The 15,420-nt window shown below is 67.6% G+C and carries 17 protein-coding genes; 6 read left to right on the top strand and 11 right to left on the bottom strand.

Annotated features, from left to right (window positions below):
* Window positions 1–24: 24 nt before the first annotated feature.
* The 7 genes from AC6CHL_RS14935 to arsH all read right to left on the bottom strand — a co-directional run bounded on the left by AC6CHL_RS14935 (window position 25) and on the right by arsH (window position 7,299).
* Window positions 25–552, bottom strand: coding sequence for a YybH family protein (locus tag AC6CHL_RS14935; RefSeq protein WP_498295090.1), 528 nt, complete (start codon window positions 550–552; stop codon window positions 25–27).
* Window positions 553–671: 119 nt separating this feature from the next.
* Complete coding sequence (locus tag AC6CHL_RS14930; protein ID WP_498295088.1) at window positions 672–908, bottom strand: hypothetical protein; 237 nt, start codon at window positions 906–908, stop codon at window positions 672–674.
* Window positions 909–1,024: 116 nt separating this feature from the next.
* Complete coding sequence (locus AC6CHL_RS14925; protein ID WP_498295087.1) at window positions 1,025–3,004, bottom strand: PEP/pyruvate-binding domain-containing protein; 1,980 nt, start codon at window positions 3,002–3,004, stop codon at window positions 1,025–1,027.
* Between the two features lie 66 nt (window positions 3,005–3,070).
* Entirely contained in the window at window positions 3,071–4,765 is a 1,695-nt protein-coding gene (locus AC6CHL_RS14920; RefSeq protein WP_498295086.1) for a serine hydrolase domain-containing protein, read from the bottom strand.
* 180 nt (window positions 4,766–4,945) lie between these two features.
* Window positions 4,946–6,034: a DUF5694 domain-containing protein gene (locus AC6CHL_RS14915; protein WP_498295084.1), complete on the bottom strand. Its 1,089-nt coding sequence runs from the start codon at window positions 6,032–6,034 to the stop codon at window positions 4,946–4,948.
* A 117-nt stretch (window positions 6,035–6,151) separates the two neighbouring features.
* Window positions 6,152–6,562 carry an arsenate reductase (glutaredoxin) gene (gene arsC, locus AC6CHL_RS14910; RefSeq protein WP_498295083.1) on the bottom strand — a complete coding sequence of 137 codons (411 nt, stop codon included), beginning with the start codon at window positions 6,560–6,562 and terminating at the stop codon, window positions 6,152–6,154.
* Window positions 6,559–7,299, bottom strand: a complete 741-nt coding sequence (gene arsH / locus AC6CHL_RS14905) for an arsenical resistance protein ArsH (protein ID WP_038691730.1) — start codon at window positions 7,297–7,299, stop codon at window positions 6,559–6,561. The genes arsC and arsH overlap by 4 nt, the downstream gene beginning before the upstream one ends.
* A gap of 39 nt (window positions 7,300–7,338) precedes the next feature.
* On the opposite strand from arsH, the gene AC6CHL_RS14900 reads away from it, so the two are divergent.
* From AC6CHL_RS14900 to accC, 6 genes are all read left to right on the top strand, one after another.
* The gene (locus tag AC6CHL_RS14900; protein WP_038685868.1) at window positions 7,339–7,650 is read left to right on the top strand and encodes an ArsR/SmtB family transcription factor; all 312 of its coding nucleotides are present in this window, start codon (window positions 7,339–7,341) and stop codon (window positions 7,648–7,650) included.
* 9 nt (window positions 7,651–7,659) lie between these two features.
* Window positions 7,660–8,718, top strand: coding sequence for an ACR3 family arsenite efflux transporter (gene arsB / locus AC6CHL_RS14895; protein WP_498295081.1), 1,059 nt, complete (start codon window positions 7,660–7,662; stop codon window positions 8,716–8,718).
* 190 nt (window positions 8,719–8,908) lie between these two features.
* Window positions 8,909–9,358: a type II 3-dehydroquinate dehydratase gene (aroQ, locus tag AC6CHL_RS14890; protein ID WP_038685864.1), complete on the top strand. Its 450-nt coding sequence runs from the start codon at window positions 8,909–8,911 to the stop codon at window positions 9,356–9,358.
* Window positions 9,358–9,780 (top strand): lysozyme inhibitor LprI family protein, encoded by a 423-nt coding sequence (locus AC6CHL_RS14885; protein WP_038685863.1) that lies wholly within the window; start codon window positions 9,358–9,360, stop codon window positions 9,778–9,780. The genes aroQ and AC6CHL_RS14885 overlap by 1 nt, the downstream gene beginning before the upstream one ends.
* A 53-nt stretch (window positions 9,781–9,833) precedes the next feature.
* Complete coding sequence (accB, locus tag AC6CHL_RS14880) at window positions 9,834–10,325, top strand: acetyl-CoA carboxylase biotin carboxyl carrier protein (protein WP_038685861.1); 492 nt, start codon at window positions 9,834–9,836, stop codon at window positions 10,323–10,325.
* Window positions 10,326–10,335: 10 nt separating this feature from the next.
* A complete protein-coding gene (gene accC, locus AC6CHL_RS14875; protein ID WP_038685860.1) occupies window positions 10,336–11,703 on the top strand; it encodes an acetyl-CoA carboxylase biotin carboxylase subunit in 1,368 nt (455 codons plus the stop codon).
* Window positions 11,704–11,998: 295 nt separating this feature from the next.
* Here the strand turns inward: accC and AC6CHL_RS14870 are convergent, their stop codons facing one another.
* The 4 genes from AC6CHL_RS14870 to AC6CHL_RS14855 all read right to left on the bottom strand — a co-directional run bounded on the left by AC6CHL_RS14870 (window position 11,999) and on the right by AC6CHL_RS14855 (window position 15,272).
* Entirely contained in the window at window positions 11,999–13,051 is a 1,053-nt protein-coding gene (locus AC6CHL_RS14870; protein WP_498295079.1) for a hypothetical protein, read from the bottom strand.
* Between the two features lie 156 nt (window positions 13,052–13,207).
* Window positions 13,208–13,897, bottom strand: coding sequence for a serine aminopeptidase domain-containing protein (locus tag AC6CHL_RS14865; protein ID WP_498295255.1), 690 nt, complete (start codon window positions 13,895–13,897; stop codon window positions 13,208–13,210).
* A gap of 47 nt (window positions 13,898–13,944) precedes the next feature.
* A complete protein-coding gene (locus AC6CHL_RS14860; protein WP_038685858.1) occupies window positions 13,945–14,316 on the bottom strand; it encodes a hypothetical protein in 372 nt (123 codons plus the stop codon).
* Complete coding sequence (locus AC6CHL_RS14855) at window positions 14,313–15,272, bottom strand: hypothetical protein (protein ID WP_498295077.1); 960 nt, start codon at window positions 15,270–15,272, stop codon at window positions 14,313–14,315. Before AC6CHL_RS14855 ends, AC6CHL_RS14860 begins: the two co-directional genes overlap by 4 nt.
* Between the last annotated feature and the right edge of the window lie 148 nt (window positions 15,273–15,420).

The following is a 15,420-nucleotide window of genomic DNA, read 5'->3' as shown; positions in this document are numbered from 1 at the left end:
GCATCAAGCACCCTCACCACGCACTCAGGATCGTGCGGCAGGCGCTGCCTCGGGATGGGGCGCGTTGATCGGCTTGCGCGTCTGAGGCGCGGCGTTCGTGTTGTCCATGTCCGAAAAGATCATCCACCGCCCATCCGCCGCGCGTTGCAGGGCAAGGGTGAACTTTCCCGCATCGCGTCGGCCACCGCCGAAGCCGTATCCGCCGATGACATAGCCGACGGTGCCGGACACCGCGAAGGCGAATGCGCGCAGGCGCAGTGAACCGCCCTGCCCCTGGCCTGCGTAGGCCGCCTCGATGGCAGCGCGGCCGCGCACGGGCGGTTGGTTGCTTTGCAGTATCACGCCGTCCTCGGCAAACAGCGCGACAAGTCCTGCTGCGTTACCGGCGTTCCATGCGCGCTCGTAGTCGCGCAGCACACGATCGAGTTCGGCCGGCAACGGTACATCGGGAAGCTCTGCCTGCGGCTCGGCCGCCGGGGTGACTTGCGCGGCCAACGGGCTTGCCGTGAGTGCCAGCCAAGGGAAGATCAAAGCGAGTACCAGCGCGCGCATGGATCCAGCTCCTGTAGTCAAGGATGGCGACGGCAGCCGCCGGGGCAAGAATACGCCTGCGGCCATGCCGTTGCGGGAGGGGCACGGGTTGACCGGTCGGGTGGGCGCACGGTGGCCGTCTATGCAAAGCCCTGCTCATGGGCGTGCCGCAGCCAGGCTACATCCACGGCGCCGGTGAACCCCACAACGGCGTCCACGCCGCACTGTGGACACAGCGCGGTTTGATCCTGCTGCTCGCCGTCGCACCACGCCGCAATGGCACCAGGCGGAAATTCGGCGAAGCAGTAGTAACAGGCCGCCACATCGCTTGCGAGCAGCTGCTTGCGGTGCAGGGAAGATTCACAGGTCCTTGCCATGGCGTGCTCCTACCGCATCCCGCAGGTCGCCCCTGCGCAGCGACCATTCTTGGTGAAGCGCCGCTCCGAACGCCTCGGATGTCCGGTCGGCGCCGGCACGTCCGGCTGCACATCCGCTACCGCGCACTGCCATCCACGTACGGCCGCGACTGCAGGATCAGCACCTCATCCCCCACCACGGCCCACTCGATGTCCTGGTCCACGCCGCCCAGCGCCTGCTTGGTGCTGGCGCCCACCCGGGCCAACCGCGCGATGAGCGCATCGGTGAGCACCTGGCGTGAACCGGTGATGGGCACTTCGCGCACCCCGCCGGCCGCGTCGGCCACCAGCTGGGTATCTTCAGCCGACCGGCTCAGTACCTGCACCGCCTTGGACCAGGTGGAGTACATCACCTGCTCGGCCTGGCGCTTGCCTTCCACCACGCGGATACCCAGGCCGCGCTTGGCCGAAATGTAGGTGATGTGGCGGCGGGCGGCGTCGAACGGATCGCGCGTGATCATCACGCCGGAGCTGTCCGAAGGCGCGGCACGCTGCACCAGTACCGCCATGGCCACCGCGTCCTGGCGCAGGCCGGCGGCCGTACGGGCCTCGTACGCCTCGAAGTTGAAGACCGACGCCCACACCGTCTGCACGGCCTTGGCTACGTCGTCGGTGCGGGTGACATTGGGCACGGTGGTGTACAAACCGGCGCCGCTGAAGCCCGGCAGGTCCTCGGAGTTGGACGAGCTGCGCACGAACACCGCGCCGCCCTGCAACTGGCTGCGCCACTGGCTGTCCAGGCTGCGCACGAAGGCCGGATCAGGCGCGGCGTTGGCGATCTCCGCACGCAGCGCCGCCAACGCGTCCCGGCGGACGGCCGCGTCGGTACTGAAACCGGGACGACGTTGAAGTTCCTGCAGGCGCTGGGGAATGCGCAGCCGCTGCATCATCGCCTGGTAGTGGGCGAACGGGATGCAGAAGCCGTCGGGCACGCGCGCGGCGGGTGGCAGCGCGGTTTTCAGCGTGCCCAGGTTGGCCGCCTTCACCCCGCAATGGCCGCTGTCACGCGCGCGCAGCGCGGCCAGCGGCTTGAGCGCGACCACGCTCAGGTCCGGGCGTGGCAGGTTGCGCACCGTGGGGCGCGCCGCCGTGGCCGACGGCGTGCGTGCCGGGCGCGTCAGCCGGGTGACCTGGTAGTTGTTGTGGGTGACCTCCAGGGCGACCCACTGGCCGTCGTACGGGCGCAGGGCCGCCTGGGCATCGCGCAGGTAGAGGTTGGGAATGCCCCAGCCCTTGGCCAGCAGGTTCACGTGCGACAGCAGGGTGGAGGGACGCTGGGTGACCAGGCCGGCCACCGGTGACAGCGCGATGGGCACCTCATCCAGCACCGGGATGTCGCCCGGCGACAGCGTGCGCAGCTGCGCCTCCGAGCGCACGATGCGCAGCCGACCCTCGGCGCGGCCGGTGTTCAACGGCAGGAAGCGCTGCTCACGCAGCAGCGCCTCCTGGCTGACGTAGGGCAGCCCCATGCTGGCGGCCAGCTGCTCGTGCTGGGTGGAGTTGGTCTTGAAGCGGATCGGCTCGCGGAAGGAGGCGCGCACCACCGTGTCGGTCTGCCGCAGCAGGGGCGCGGTGAGTTTGTCGCCCTCCCAGAACTCGAAGGTGTAGCCGGGCAGATCGCGCTGCCAGCTGAGCGTGCCGAACAGGAAGCGCCGCTCGGGGTCACGGTACTGGGCGTTGAGCGTGGCCTTGTCCAGGCTGCGCACCAGCCGCTGGCGGCGCACGAACTGCTCGTGCAGCGCAATGCGCGGGGTGTTGATGTAGTAGATGCGCGCGGCGTTCTGCCGGTCGATCACGAAGATCAGGTGCGGCATCTCCAGCGCGGTACCGGCGTTGTAGACGCGGGCGAGCTGCATGAACTGCGCGCGGTTGTCGATGCGCGACAGATAGTCCGGCCCTTCGGTCGACGTGGGAGCGCCCTCGTTACCTGGCCGGTACTCGTAGGGTGATGGCTTGCGTGCGGTCTGGGCCAGCGCAGCTGAGGTGCAGAACAGCAGCAGCGCAAGCAGGGCCAGCACGCGCGGTGGCCAGGCAAGGTGCGTACGGGATCGGTCCATGATGCCGGTGCAGGAGTTGAAGTGGGTGGATCATAAGCCAGTCCGGCGGCGCTGGAGGGTCAGGCGTCAGCGCGCGTGGTCAGCGCCTGCACGTGTAGCCGCTACCGCCGGCACCTCCACCGTGGTGAGCCGTTCGGCCCGCAGGCGTCGCAGCCGGCGCGCCGTGAGCGTCAACCCGTCCACCGCACCCACCGCCGTCCGCGTGAATGTCACCGTCCATGGGCCACTGACGAAGCGGTCACCGCCCACGGCCTCCAGCACCAGGTCACTCTGGCGCGGCCAGCGCACGGTCAGCTTGCCGTCCACCATCAGCACCGTGTAGGTCATGCCGACCTCGTCGATACGGTACTGCCCGGCCAACGACGCCAGCGCCTCGGCGGAGGGCATCGGTGCGTCAACGCGCGAGAAGACGCGCGGCGTGGGCCAGGAGTCCCAGATCCGCAGTTCGCGTGTACCTGGCAGCGCCTTGGTGGAGGTATCGAACTGCCATCGCGCCACCTCGCCCGCGCGGAACAGCCCACCGCCGAGCGCTTCCAACGGGGACGCCGCGCCGGACGGACGCAGCGCCCCGTCCTTCACGTCCACCCGCACCACTTCGTCGGTCACGGCACTCCAGTACACGCCCGCCAGCGGCACCAACGCCGCTTCCGGCACCTTCACCGGCGATGCAATCGGCCTCATCTGGTCCCCGAGATACACCGCCGCAATCTTCTGGTTGAGCTCCGCAGGTGCAAGCGTGGTGCCGTTGCACAGCGTCACGATCGCCAGCCGCTGGTCGGGGAAGGCCACCGTGTCGGCCCGGTACCCGGCATGCACGCCATCGTGGCCGATGGTGTTCAGGCCACGGTAGGTGCTCACGAACACGCCGCCGCCGTAGCCAGTTGCGGCGCCGCTATCCAGCGCAGCCGACTGCTGCAGGGAGGCCACCAACGCTGCCCCACCCACGCGCCCGTCAACGAAGTTGGCCTGCCACTTCAGCAGGTCGCCCACGGTGCTGAACAGACCGGTCGGGCCGTAGTAGTCCGATGCCGGAATGCTGATCTTCCAGCCACCCTCGCCATCGGCCTGGTACGCCGCGGCACGCCCGCGCACGATCTCGGTGTGGTCGTCCTGGAAGTGGGTGTCGGCCATGCCCAGTGGCTTGAAGATGCGCTCATCGGCAAAGGCCCACAGCGGCTTGCCGGAGACGCGCTGCACGATCACCGCCAGCAGCGTATAGCCCAGGTTGTTGTACAGCGTTTCGCTGCCCGGCGCGAAGTTCACGCCACGTTGCCGGCTGGCAATCGCCAGCATGTCGTCCTGGGTCATGAGGTCGTCGCTGCGCCACCCGGCCAGGTACAGCAGCTGCCCCTGCTCGCGCAGGCCACTGGTGTGGTGGATCAGCTGTGCGATGGTGATCTTGCGGCCAATGTTCGACATCTCCGGCAGGTAGGTGCGGATGTCATCGTCCAGCGACAGCTTGCCGTCCTGTGCCAGCAGCGCGATCGAGAAGGCGGTGAACTGCTTGGAGACCGACCCGACGAGGAAGATCGATTCCGGGGAGAGGGGGATGTCGTACTCGAGCGTGGACATGCCGTAACCGCGCGCGTAATCCAGCACACCGTCGCGGGAGATCCCCACCGCGCAGCCGGGCGTGGCGGTGCCGTTCCACGGGGCGAACAGGGCGTCCACCTGCGCGTGGCGATCTGCCGGTGAGATGCCGGCGGGCTTCGCCTGACCAAGGGTGGGCTGCGCGGCCCACGCGGTGGCGATGATCGCCATCAACAAGACGGATCGACTGACACGCACGGCGGGCCCCTGGATGGATGCCCACGGCAGTGTTGGGCAGCGCAACCTAGCATGGCCATCGAAGGCTGCGATATAGGCCGGAAGTTATCTCCCGGCGTATCCGAACCCCTGCATTCAAAGCGGCCTGCTTTGGCACCACGCCGTCGATGGGCGTCAGCGCAGCACGGCTTCGGCATCCACCAGCTGCACGTCGTGCATCAGGTTGAGGTAGGCCTCGTAGTAGTGCTTGTGCGACGCGCCGACGATGGCCAGCAGGCGCATGCCGGGGGTCTGCCCGACCACGTCGCGGATGTTGGCGACCATGCGCAGGTTGCGGGTTTCCCAGTAGCCCACGTAGTTGCGGCCAAATGCCTGCGGCGACGGTTCCACCAACGCTGCGCCGAAATCGCTGCGGTAGGTCTGCATCGCGCCTTCCGGTGCGTTGTACGCCCGGTAGATCGTCAGCATGCCGTGCGGCTGGGTCAGATGGGCGTTCAGCGCATCGTCCGCCGCGTGGCGGGCTTTGGAATACGGGTTGTCCCACGCCTTCCTGATCGCATCGGCCGCCGCCTTCTCCACCTCCTTCGGCGTGGGCGAATCGGCGGTGTGGTCATCCACCGCCCACACCCGCTCCAGTCCCAGCCGGGCAGCGAGCGTGGCGGCCACCAGCACGGACTCGTCGCGCCGCTGCATGCGTTTGTCCAGGAAGGCCACCAGCGCGTCGGTCATGCCGTCGGCGGCAATGCGTTGCTCGGCGGGCAGGCGCAGCCATTGCACCACCGCGGAGTTGCGCTCACCGGCGGCCAGCCATACCGCAGCCAGCCGTCGGCGCTGCGCCGCACTGGGGGTGGCGGGCCACTGGGCCAGCAGGCGCTCGGCCTCGGCGTTGGCGGCCGGTACGTCCAGGCCGGTTGCGGCCTGCGCCGGGCCGGTATCCACGCAGTAGCTGCTCACGCTGTCGGCATACCGCGCGGGATTGCGCCGCATGTAGTCGCACTGCAGGCCGGACACGGCTTCCACCGCAATCGCCTCCGGCTTCCATGCGGCCAGACGCTCGAGCAGCGGTTCCAGCTGGGCCGGCGCGAAGGTGTCCGGCATTCCCGACAGGTGCGGCGAGCCCAGCACCAGCACCTCGTTGGGCCGGCCCGCCGGCGGGCCCTTCAGCTGGTCGGGGTGGAAGGGGGGCTGGTACCCCGTCCCGGCGGCCAGCGCGCTGGCGCTGCACAGCCCAAGAATGAACATACCGCTGATGCGTCCGATCATGCTGCCTCCATGCAATGGCGGGTGCCTTGCCTGGTCGCGATGCTGGTGCACACGGCGCGCAGCGGAAACCCCCGATGGTCATGGCAACCCTTTGGGCGTTTGCTGCATCGGGATCGGTCAGCTCCCCCGCCGCGCTTCCACCACCTCGCCGTCTTCCTTGATGAAGGACCGCGTCATCGGCGGCAGGATTTCCAGCACGACCTCGGAGGGGCGGCACAGTCGTGTGCCCAGCGCCGTCTGCACGAACGGCCGGTTGATCAGAATCGGATGCGCCAGCATCGCGTCCAGCAGTGCGTCGTCGCCGAGCGCGGGGTCGCCCAGCCCCAGCGCGTCATAGGGCGTGCCCTTCTGCCGGATGGCATCGCGAACGCCCAGGCCTGCCGCTGTGATCAGTTCAACCAGGCGCGCGCGGCTGGGCGGGTGGGCCAGGTAGTCGATAACCTCCGGTTCGATGCCCACGTGCCGAAGCATCGCCAGCGTGTTGCGCGAGGTGCCGCAATTGGGGTTGTGGTAAATGACGGCGTTCATGCGCCCTCCGCCTGGTTCAAGGCTGCATCCACCACGCCGGCAGCGGCCGCAAGCGCGACTGCCTCCACCGCGCCCTTGCGTTCGCTGTAGCGGTCCACCAGGTAGTCGCTGCGCCCGCGCACCAGCAGGGTGAACTTGACCAGTTCCTCCATCACGTCCACCACGCGATCGTAATAGGCCGACGGCTTCATCCGCCCCGCGTCATCGAACTCCTGCCATGCCTTGGGCACGGACGACTGGTTGGGGATGGTCACCATGCGCATCCAACGGCCCAGCACCCGCAGCGCGTTGACCACGTTGAACGATTGCGAGCCACCGCAGACCTGCATCACCGCCAGCGTGCGTCCCTGGGTGGGGCGCACGCTGCCTTCTTCCAGCGGCAGCCAGTCGATCTGATTCTTGAACACCGCCGTCAGCGTGCCATGCCGCTCCGGGCTGACCCACACCTGGCCTTCGGACCACAGCGATGCCTGGCGCAGTTCCTGCACCTTGGGATGCGTGGCCGGTTCGGCATCGAGCATCGGCAGGCCATGCGGATCGAACAGCCGGGTGTCCGCCCCAAGCTGTTCGAGCAGCCGCTGCGCTTCCAGCGCCAGCTTGCGGCTGAACGATTGCGGGCGCAGCGAGCCATACAGGATGAGGATGCGCGGGCGGTGGCGCGGCGCCGTGCCCTGCTCCAGCCTGGCGGCCGAGGGAAGGTCCAGAGCGCCGGGCACTACGTTGGGGAGGGGGTGCATGGGGTTGTCCATCGCGGATAGTTCCATTATTCTAGAATCATGGAACATACGACTGCAACACATGCGCTGGCTGCCCTGGGCCACGCCACCCGACTCTCGATCTTCCGCCTGCTGGTGCAGGCCGGCCGCGGCGGCAAGCTGGCCGGCGACATCGCCCAGGCGCTGGCGCTGCCCGGCGCCACGCTGTCCTTCCACCTGAAGGAGCTGAGCGCGGCCGGGCTGATCAACGCCGAGCAGCGTGGCCGCACCATCTGCTACCGGGCCGAGTTCCAGGCCATGAACGCACTGGTGGCCTACCTCACCGAAAACTGCTGCGCCGATGATCCGGCCTGTGACCGGCCCGGTTGCTGAGCACGCGCCATGACCCCTCAGCCCCCGCGTCTTTCCTTTCTGGATCGCTACCTCACCCTCTGGATCTTCCTGGCCATGGCGCTGGGCGTGGGGCTGGGCGCGATGTTCGACGGCGTACCGGCGGCGCTTAACAGCCTGTCGGTCGGTTCAACCAACGTCCCCATCGCGATCGGCCTGATCCTGATGATGTATCCGCCGCTGGCCAAGGTGAAGTACGAGGAACTGCCCCGGGTCTTCGCCGACAAGCGCGTGTTGCTTCTCTCGCTGCTGCAGAACTGGGTGGTGGGGCCGCTGCTGATGTTCGGCCTGGCCGTGCTGTTCCTGCGCGACTATCCCGACTACATGACCGGCCTGATCCTGATCGGCCTGGCGCGCTGCATTGCCATGGTGCTGGTATGGAACCAACTGGCACGCGGTGACAGCCAGTACGTGGCAGGGCTGGTGGCGTTCAACTCGATCTTCCAGATCGCACTGTTCAGCGGCTATGCCTGGTTCTTCCTGTCGTGGCTGCCCTCGGTGCTCGGGCTGGAGGGCAGCGTCATCAACGTCAGCTTCTGGACCATTGCCGAGGCGGTGCTGATCTACCTTGGCATTCCGTTCCTGGCCGGCTTCCTCACCCGGCGCTGGTTGCAGGCGCGCAAAGGCGCCCGCTGGTACGAAGAGACGTTCCTGCCGCGAATCAGCCCGATCACGCTGGCCGCACTGCTGTTCACCATCGTGGCGATGTTCAGCCTGAAAGGGGGCGAGGTGCTGCGCATTCCGATGGATGCGGTGCGCATCGCCATCCCGCTGACGCTGTACTTCCTGATCCAGTTCATCATCAGCTTCCTGATGGGCCGGTTCGTCGCCCGCGACTACCCACGCACCACGGCCATCGCGTTCACCGCGGCCGGCAACAACTTCGAACTGGCCATCGCCGTGGCGATCGCGTCCTTTGGCTTGGCCTCACCGGTGGCCTTCGCCGCCGTGATCGGGCCGCTGGTGGAGGTGCCGGTGCTGATCCTGCTGGTGCATGTGGCGTTGCGTTTGGGGAAGCGGTGGTTTCCAGCGGACGCGCGTACGGGATGAGTGGTGTGGGTCGTGACACGGCCGTGCAGGTGCGCGCGTTACATCAGGCGGGTGCGTGCGCGTGAGATGCTGGCGGGGCGGGTGAATGCAGCGCATTTCAAACAACCGATTGAAACACGCGTAACTTCGCCGAACTGGACACCATCAGCCGGTTCCGCCAGACTTCGCCCTTTCCCGCTTCGTGGCACCCATGGCGAAACTGCTGGTCCTGCATGGCCCCAACCTCAACCTGCTCGGCACACGCGAGCCGGGGGTGTATGGGCACACCACGCTGGCGCAGATCGACCAGGCCCTGCTGGCCCAGGCGAACGCCGCCGGGCATGACGTGGAGAGCCTGCAGTCCAACGCCGAACACCACCTGGTGGACCGCGTGCAGGCCGCCCGTGAAGACGGCACCGCCTTCATCCTGATCAACCCGGCTGCGTTCACCCATACCTCGGTGGCCCTGCGCGATGCGCTGGCCGCGGTGGACGTGCCGTTCATCGAAATCCACCTGTCCAACCCGCATGCGCGCGAGCCGTTCCGCCAGCACAGCTATTTCAGCGACAAGGCGGTGGGCGTGATCTGCGGCTTTGGGGCCGACAGCTACCGCTACGCGATGGATGCCGCCCTGACCCGCCTGCAGGGCACGCGCGCCTGATGACGCTGCTGCGCGCCCTTGCCTGCGTGGTGCTGTCGGCTGGCCTGTGTGCCGGCGCGGCGGCGTCCGACCGTGAGGCCGAAGGCATCGACTGTGCGCACCCGACCACCACGATGGAGAGCGACCTGTGCGCCTCCGACGTGGCCGCCGCCGCCGACGTCGAACTCAATGCCGTGTATGCGCAGGCGCGCAAGCAGCTGCGTACGCCGGCCAAGGGCGGCAGCTGCAGCTACTGCGGCAATGCCGAACAGGAGCTGGTGTTGGCGCAACGTGCCTGGATGCAGTTGCGCGACCACGACTGCAATGCGGTCTACGCCCTCAACTCCGATGGCACCGCGCGCAACGGCGCGCAGATGCGCTGCCTGATCACCCTGGCGCGCGACCGTACGCGGCAACTGCGCGACTTCTACGAATTGCTTTGACCCGAGCGCACCGCGCTTCCCACCACACTGACACCACGAGCCAAGAGGCCCCCATGGATCTCCGCAAAATCAAGAAGCTGATCGACCTGCTGGAAGAGTCGAACCTCGCCGAAATCGAAATCAAGGAAGGCGAAGAGTCCGTGCGCCTGTCGCGCGCCCCGGTCTCCGGCTACGGCATGATGCAGGCCGCCCCGCAGATGATGATGGCGCCCGCGCCGGTGCAGGCCGCCGCGGCCCCGGCGATGCCGATGCAGTCGCCCACCGAAGCCTCGACCGGCGGCACCGCCAAGGCCGGTAACGCCCTGCCGGACGGCCACGTGCTGCGCGCCCCGATGGTCGGCACCTTCTACTCGTCGTCCTCGCCGGACAAGCCGGCCTTCGTGTCGGTGGGCCAGGCCGTGAAGGCAGGCGAAACGCTGGCGATCATCGAAGCGATGAAGATGTTCAACCCGATCGAAGCCGATGTTTCCGGCACCATCGTCGCCATCCTGGGCGAAAACGGCCAGCCGGTCGAATTCGACCAGCCGCTGTTCGTGATCGGCTAAGGACTCGTCCATGCTCGACAAAGTCGTTATTGCCAACCGAGGGGAAATCGCGCTGCGCATCCTGCGCGCGTGCCACACCCTGGGCATCCGCACGGTGGCCGTGCATTCCACGGTCGACCGCAACCTCAAGCACGTGGCCATGGCCGACGAGTCGGTCTGCATTGGTCCGGCACCGTCGTCTGAGAGCTACCTCAACATTCCGGCGCTGATTGCCGCGGCGGAAGTCACCGACGCCCAGGCCATCCACCCGGGTTACGGCTTCCTGTCGGAGAACGCCGACTTCGCCGAGCGCGTGGAAGAGTCCGGTTTCATCTTCATCGGCCCCAAGGCCGACACCATCCGCCTGATGGGCGACAAGGTGGAAGCGATCCGTGCGATGAAGGCTGCCGGCGTGCCGTGCGTGCCCGGCTCGGGCGGCCCGCTCACCGACGACATCGTGGCCAACACCAAGATTGCCCGTGAGATCGGCTACCCGGTCATCATCAAGGCCTCCGGTGGCGGCGGCGGTCGCGGCATGCGCGTGGTGCATGCCGAGGCGTCGTTGAAGGCGGCCATCGAGACCACCAAGTCCGAAGCGAAGGCTGCCTTCAGCAACGACCAGGTGTACATGGAGAAGTTCCTGGAGAATCCGCGCCACGTGGAGATCCAGGTGCTGGCCGACGGCCAGGGCAACGCCATCCACCTGGGTGAGCGCGACTGCTCGATGCAGCGCCGCCACCAGAAGGTGGTGGAAGAAGCACCGGCACCGGGCATCAGCGACGAAATGCGCGAGCAGATCGGCAAGGTGTGCGTGGAAGCCTGCATCCGCATCGGCTACCGCGGCGCGGGCACCTTCGAGTTCCTGTTCGAAGACGGCCGTTTCTACTTCATCGAAATGAACACCCGCGTGCAGGTGGAGCATCCGGTGACGGAGATGGTGACCGGCATCGATCTGGTCTGCGAACAGCTGCGCATTGCCGCCGGCCAGAAGCTGACCATCAAGCAGAGCGACGTGGTGCTGACCGGTCACGCGATCGAGTGCCGCATCAACGCCGAAGACGCCGAAACCTTCGTGCCGAGCCCGGGGCAGATCACCGCCTTCCATCCGCCGGGTGGTCCCGGTGTGCGCGTGGATACCCACATCTACAGTGGTTACCGCGTGCCGCCGAACTACGACTCGATGATCGGCAAGCTGATCGTGCACGGCCCGGACCGCGAAACCGCGATCGCGCGCATGCGCGTGGCGCTGAGCGAAATGGTGGTTGATGGCATCAAGACCAACGTGGCGCTGCAGCAGCGGATCATGCGCGACAAGGGCTTCCAGGCCGGTGGGCAGAACATCCACTACCTGGAAAAGCGCCTGGCCGAACGCAAGAACAAGTCGATTGCGTTGACCTGATCGCGCGGTAGTGCGTTACAGCAGAAAGGCGGGGGATTCCCCCGCCTTTTTGTTTGTCCGGAATATGGGTTACGGGGACCGGTTCCGGTGGGTCGACCAAGGGTCGACACCCACCGGTGTTTGGGCCGGTTCCCGCGTGCCGACCAATGGCTGACACCCACCGGTAGGTACCGACCGTTGGTCGGTACGCCCTGCCTCAACGCAACAGCGCGATGAGCAGCAGGATCGGGATCGGAATGCCCAGGAACCACAGCAGCAGGTATCTCATGGTGAATCCTCCTCGTTGAGCGGTGGGTTACAGGTCGCGGCGGCGGCCGCCCCAGGTGGCGAACAGGCTGGCGCTGAACGCGCCGATGAGCAGCGTGATGAACAGCCACAGCGCGGCGTAGGCGGTCGCCTTGCGGGCGTCGTCAGCGGCCTGCTTGGCGTCGTTCTTGGCCTTCTCCAGCGAGGCGCGCAGACGGGTCTGCATGTCGGTCACGCGGGCCTGCGCTTCGGCCTGGCTCATGCCGGTCTGGTTGGCCACCAGCTGCGCCAGGTACTGGGTATCGGCCGGGTCCATGGCATCGCCCTTCAGGCTGTTCACCACAATGCGGTTGACCTCGCCACGGACGTCACCCCGACCCGGACCCGGACCGCGTTCGGCACCCAGCATCGGGCGCGGCGGCGGCGCGGCGGTGCCAGCCTGCTGCACCGGCGGCGCAGCACCGGCAACCGGTGCCGGCGGCGGGCCCATCGGTGCAGCCGGTGCGGCCGGTGCATTCGGATTGGCGCGGAACAGGCCATCCACCCAGTACTGCAGGTCGCCGCTGTCGCCGCCCATGGCGGCCGGACCGGCAGCGGCGGCCAGGCCGCCTGCGGTGGTGGCAGCAGCCCCTGCGGTGGCACCGGCCACCTTGGCGCCAGCGCCCAGCACGCCGCCGATGGCGGTGGTGAGCAGGCCGGCCGTCAACAGCGTGGCCACCGACCACGACAGGAAGCCGTGTGCGGTATCGCGGAAGTAGGTCTCATCGCCGTGCAGGTTGCTCCACTTGTTGCGCAGCCGGCCCGCGAGATAGCCGCCCAGGCCGGAGGCGGCAATGGCAGTGAAGGTGAGCCAGGCAATGCTGGACCAGCCGAACGCCTCGGCCGACACGCCCTCATAAGACCACGGCGATACCGATGACAGCCCCAGGCCGACGCCCAGGATCAGCAACACCAGCGACAGCGCGGCAGCCGCGGCGGCACCGGCGAAGATTGCGCCCCAGGACGTGGCACTGTCGTGCGGCGCAACGGGGGGCGGGGTGACCACTGCAACCGTCGCGGTGGCGTGTGGTTCGGATGCGGCGTAATCGCCTCGGGTATTCATTCGACAGGGTCTCCGGCACGTGCGCTGCGGATGCAGCCAACACCCGCAGGCTGCGCGTCACACCGTGAATTGCCCGAGATCCGTAAGCGAAGACCGCGTGGACAGGATCACAACGCGCCGGTCACATCGGGTGTATGCCGGCTACGCCCAGGACTGTTACGCGCTGCCGCAGACATCCTGCATGAAGGCAGCTACCACCTGCGCCGCCGCTTCCGGCCGCGCCTGCAGCATCAGATGCGGGCCGTCCAGACATCGAGTGGCCTGCGCGGGCAGCAACGCCGACAGGTGGCGCTGGCAGCGCCGGGGCAATAGGCGATCCTGCACCGCATGCAGGCATAGCGTGGGCAGCCTCATCGCGCCTGCGTGGACAGCGACATCGACGCCGAGCGCGGCAATCGCACGGCTGCGCAGCACATCCGCATCGACACTGGCGAGGGCATCGCGCAGCGCGGCGCGCAAGGCGGGCGTGCTCCAACGGCCCAGCAGCAGCCACGACAACGCGGGCATCGGCAGCGCACGCACCGGCGCCCAGTACAACAGCGATTGCAGGCGACGCCATGCCAGCCAGGGCGAACGCGCGAACGTGGTGGAGAGGATCACACCACGCAGACCGGGCGGCGGTGCAGCGGCGATGGACAGCGCCAGCGGCCCCGAAAACGATTCACCCAATAGCAGGTAGTCGCCTTCGGTAGGCAATGCCTGCCGCACGAAGCTCGCGAGCGCGGGGTAGTCCAGCGTGCGGTTGACGGGGTAGGCAATCACCGTGACCACCACCCCAAGCCGCTGCATCGCGGCGGAGAACGCGGCGTGCTGGCTGCCAGTCGCATCCAGACCGGGCAGCAGCACCAACCGCAGCGGGCGCGTGGCAACCACGCCCCCTTCGACCTGCGGCATCAGCGCGGCGCGTTCGCCGCGGTCACCTGGCTGTTCTTGACCGGTGCCACGCCCAGCGACGAGGTCGGGTCGACAATCACCATGGTCTCGGTGGAACCATCGGGCCACACCACCTGGAAGGTGCTGCCGGTGGGCAGCGACGCGAACGGCATGCCGCTCTGCGCGCGGTACACCGCGGCCACCTGGCTGGCACCGGCGCGTCGCACGTCTTCCTGCGTCTTCACCGAGGTCAACTGCACCTTGGACAGGTTGCGATAGCGATCCTCGTAGGTATCGATCATCACCAGCCCGACCGCGCCGGCCGAATATGCCACGAACAACACCACCCAGAACCAGAACTTGGCACCGTGCAGGAATCGACGGTAATTCATCGCCCTTTCCTCTTCTTGATCAGTTCTTCAACCAAAGCCTTCATTGTCCCCGCACCTTGCCGCGAAACCGCGGCGTCATAGACGAAGGTGGCAAAATCCTGCCCACCGTCCTGCGAACAGATCCCACCGTTCGCGCAGAAATTGTTCATCAGCACACTGTCCGGCCCGCAGGCCATGCCCAGCTGGCATGCACCCAGCCGCCAGGCCAGTTCACTGAACTGATCCCCTGCCACCAGCCCCTCCAGCGCGCGGTCACCGCTGGCGCGCTGGCCCATTGCCGGCGACAGCGCCATGAAGGCTTCCGGGTCGCGGGAATCGAGCACGCGTTCGACCAGCCCACGGCGATACTCCGGTGTGTTCATCAACGGCTGGCCGTCGGCGAACAACGATGCCTCGGCCGCCAGGTTGCCGGCCTTGGCCGCCTGCTGCCGCTGGGCGAGGATCAACTGGCGGCCCAGCCCGTCGCTGGCCACGAAGCCGCCACAGCGACGCGCCACGCGCTCGCGTGCCTGCACCATGGCCGGCGCGGCGGTCAGGCCGAGCCCGTTCAACAACGCGTTGTCCAACTGGTAGCCGCCCGGGTCCATCGCGTAGATGGCGCAGTAGTCGTACACCCGGCTGACCATCCACCCCGCTTCGGCGTTGCCGTTGGCGGCCTGCAGCTGCAGGCGCTGGGCATAGGCGAACAGATCGGTATCGCCTTCGATGTCGGCGCGGATATCCAGCGGCAGGCCGGAGGCCACCGCGGTGCCGCGCTCGCTCGACAGCAACTGGCGGGCCAGCTGCTGGGCCTGCATCGGTGCGACCGACACCAGCGATACCGGCGCTTCATCCACCGTGCCGGGCACCGTGTCGTCGTGCCGCACATGCCCACCGGCGCGATAGCCCACCACCCCCAGCAACGCCAGGGCCGGTACGACCAGCAACCAGGTTTTGAGGGTAGGCACGAGCGCCATGCGCAGGACCGGAAGATGCCCGTGGGGCAGCGGAAGGCCCAGTTTAGCAAGCCCTCCGGGCCGTGTCTGAACTGCGTGGCGGTTGCATTCTCGCCACCGCGCGAGACTGGACGAGGGCGCGCCACGGGCCGCAGGCCCCCACAATGGT

Source organism: Stenotrophomonas sp. GQ19 (assembly GCF_059758695.1).
The sequence above is the reverse complement of the archived record's forward strand: the minus strand, read 5'-3'. Positions and strand labels throughout refer to the sequence as shown.

What these genes read in the sequence shown, in the direction of transcription:
- AC6CHL_RS14935 (WP_498295090.1), bottom strand. Translation starts at nt 552, where the DNA reads ATGCGCGCGCTGGTACTCGCTTTGATCTTCCCTTGGCTGGCACTCACG.
- AC6CHL_RS14930 (WP_498295088.1), bottom strand. Translation starts at nt 908, where the DNA reads ATGGCAAGGACCTGTGAATCTTCCCTGCACCGCAAGCAGCTGCTCGCA.
- AC6CHL_RS14925 (WP_498295087.1), bottom strand. Translation starts at nt 3,004, where the DNA reads ATGGACCGATCCCGTACGCACCTTGCCTGGCCACCGCGCGTGCTGGCC.
- AC6CHL_RS14920 (WP_498295086.1), bottom strand. Translation starts at nt 4,765, where the DNA reads ATGGCGATCATCGCCACCGCGTGGGCCGCGCAGCCCACCCTTGGTCAG.
- AC6CHL_RS14915 (WP_498295084.1), bottom strand. Translation starts at nt 6,034, where the DNA reads ATGATCGGACGCATCAGCGGTATGTTCATTCTTGGGCTGTGCAGCGCC.
- arsC (WP_498295083.1), bottom strand. Translation starts at nt 6,562, where the DNA reads ATGAACGCCGTCATTTACCACAACCCCAATTGCGGCACCTCGCGCAAC.
- arsH (WP_038691730.1), bottom strand. Translation starts at nt 7,299, where the DNA reads ATGCACCCCCTCCCCAACGTAGTGCCCGGCGCTCTGGACCTTCCCTCG.
- AC6CHL_RS14900 (WP_038685868.1), top strand. Translation starts at nt 7,339, where the DNA reads ATGGAACATACGACTGCAACACATGCGCTGGCTGCCCTGGGCCACGCC.
- arsB (WP_498295081.1), top strand. Translation starts at nt 7,660, where the DNA reads ATGACCCCTCAGCCCCCGCGTCTTTCCTTTCTGGATCGCTACCTCACC.
- aroQ (WP_038685864.1), top strand. Translation starts at nt 8,909, where the DNA reads ATGGCGAAACTGCTGGTCCTGCATGGCCCCAACCTCAACCTGCTCGGC.
- AC6CHL_RS14885 (WP_038685863.1), top strand. Translation starts at nt 9,358, where the DNA reads ATGACGCTGCTGCGCGCCCTTGCCTGCGTGGTGCTGTCGGCTGGCCTG.
- accB (WP_038685861.1), top strand. Translation starts at nt 9,834, where the DNA reads ATGGATCTCCGCAAAATCAAGAAGCTGATCGACCTGCTGGAAGAGTCG.
- accC (WP_038685860.1), top strand. Translation starts at nt 10,336, where the DNA reads ATGCTCGACAAAGTCGTTATTGCCAACCGAGGGGAAATCGCGCTGCGC.
- AC6CHL_RS14870 (WP_498295079.1), bottom strand. Translation starts at nt 13,051, where the DNA reads ATGAATACCCGAGGCGATTACGCCGCATCCGAACCACACGCCACCGCG.
- AC6CHL_RS14860 (WP_038685858.1), bottom strand. Translation starts at nt 14,316, where the DNA reads ATGAATTACCGTCGATTCCTGCACGGTGCCAAGTTCTGGTTCTGGGTG.
- AC6CHL_RS14855 (WP_498295077.1), bottom strand. Translation starts at nt 15,272, where the DNA reads ATGGCGCTCGTGCCTACCCTCAAAACCTGGTTGCTGGTCGTACCGGCC.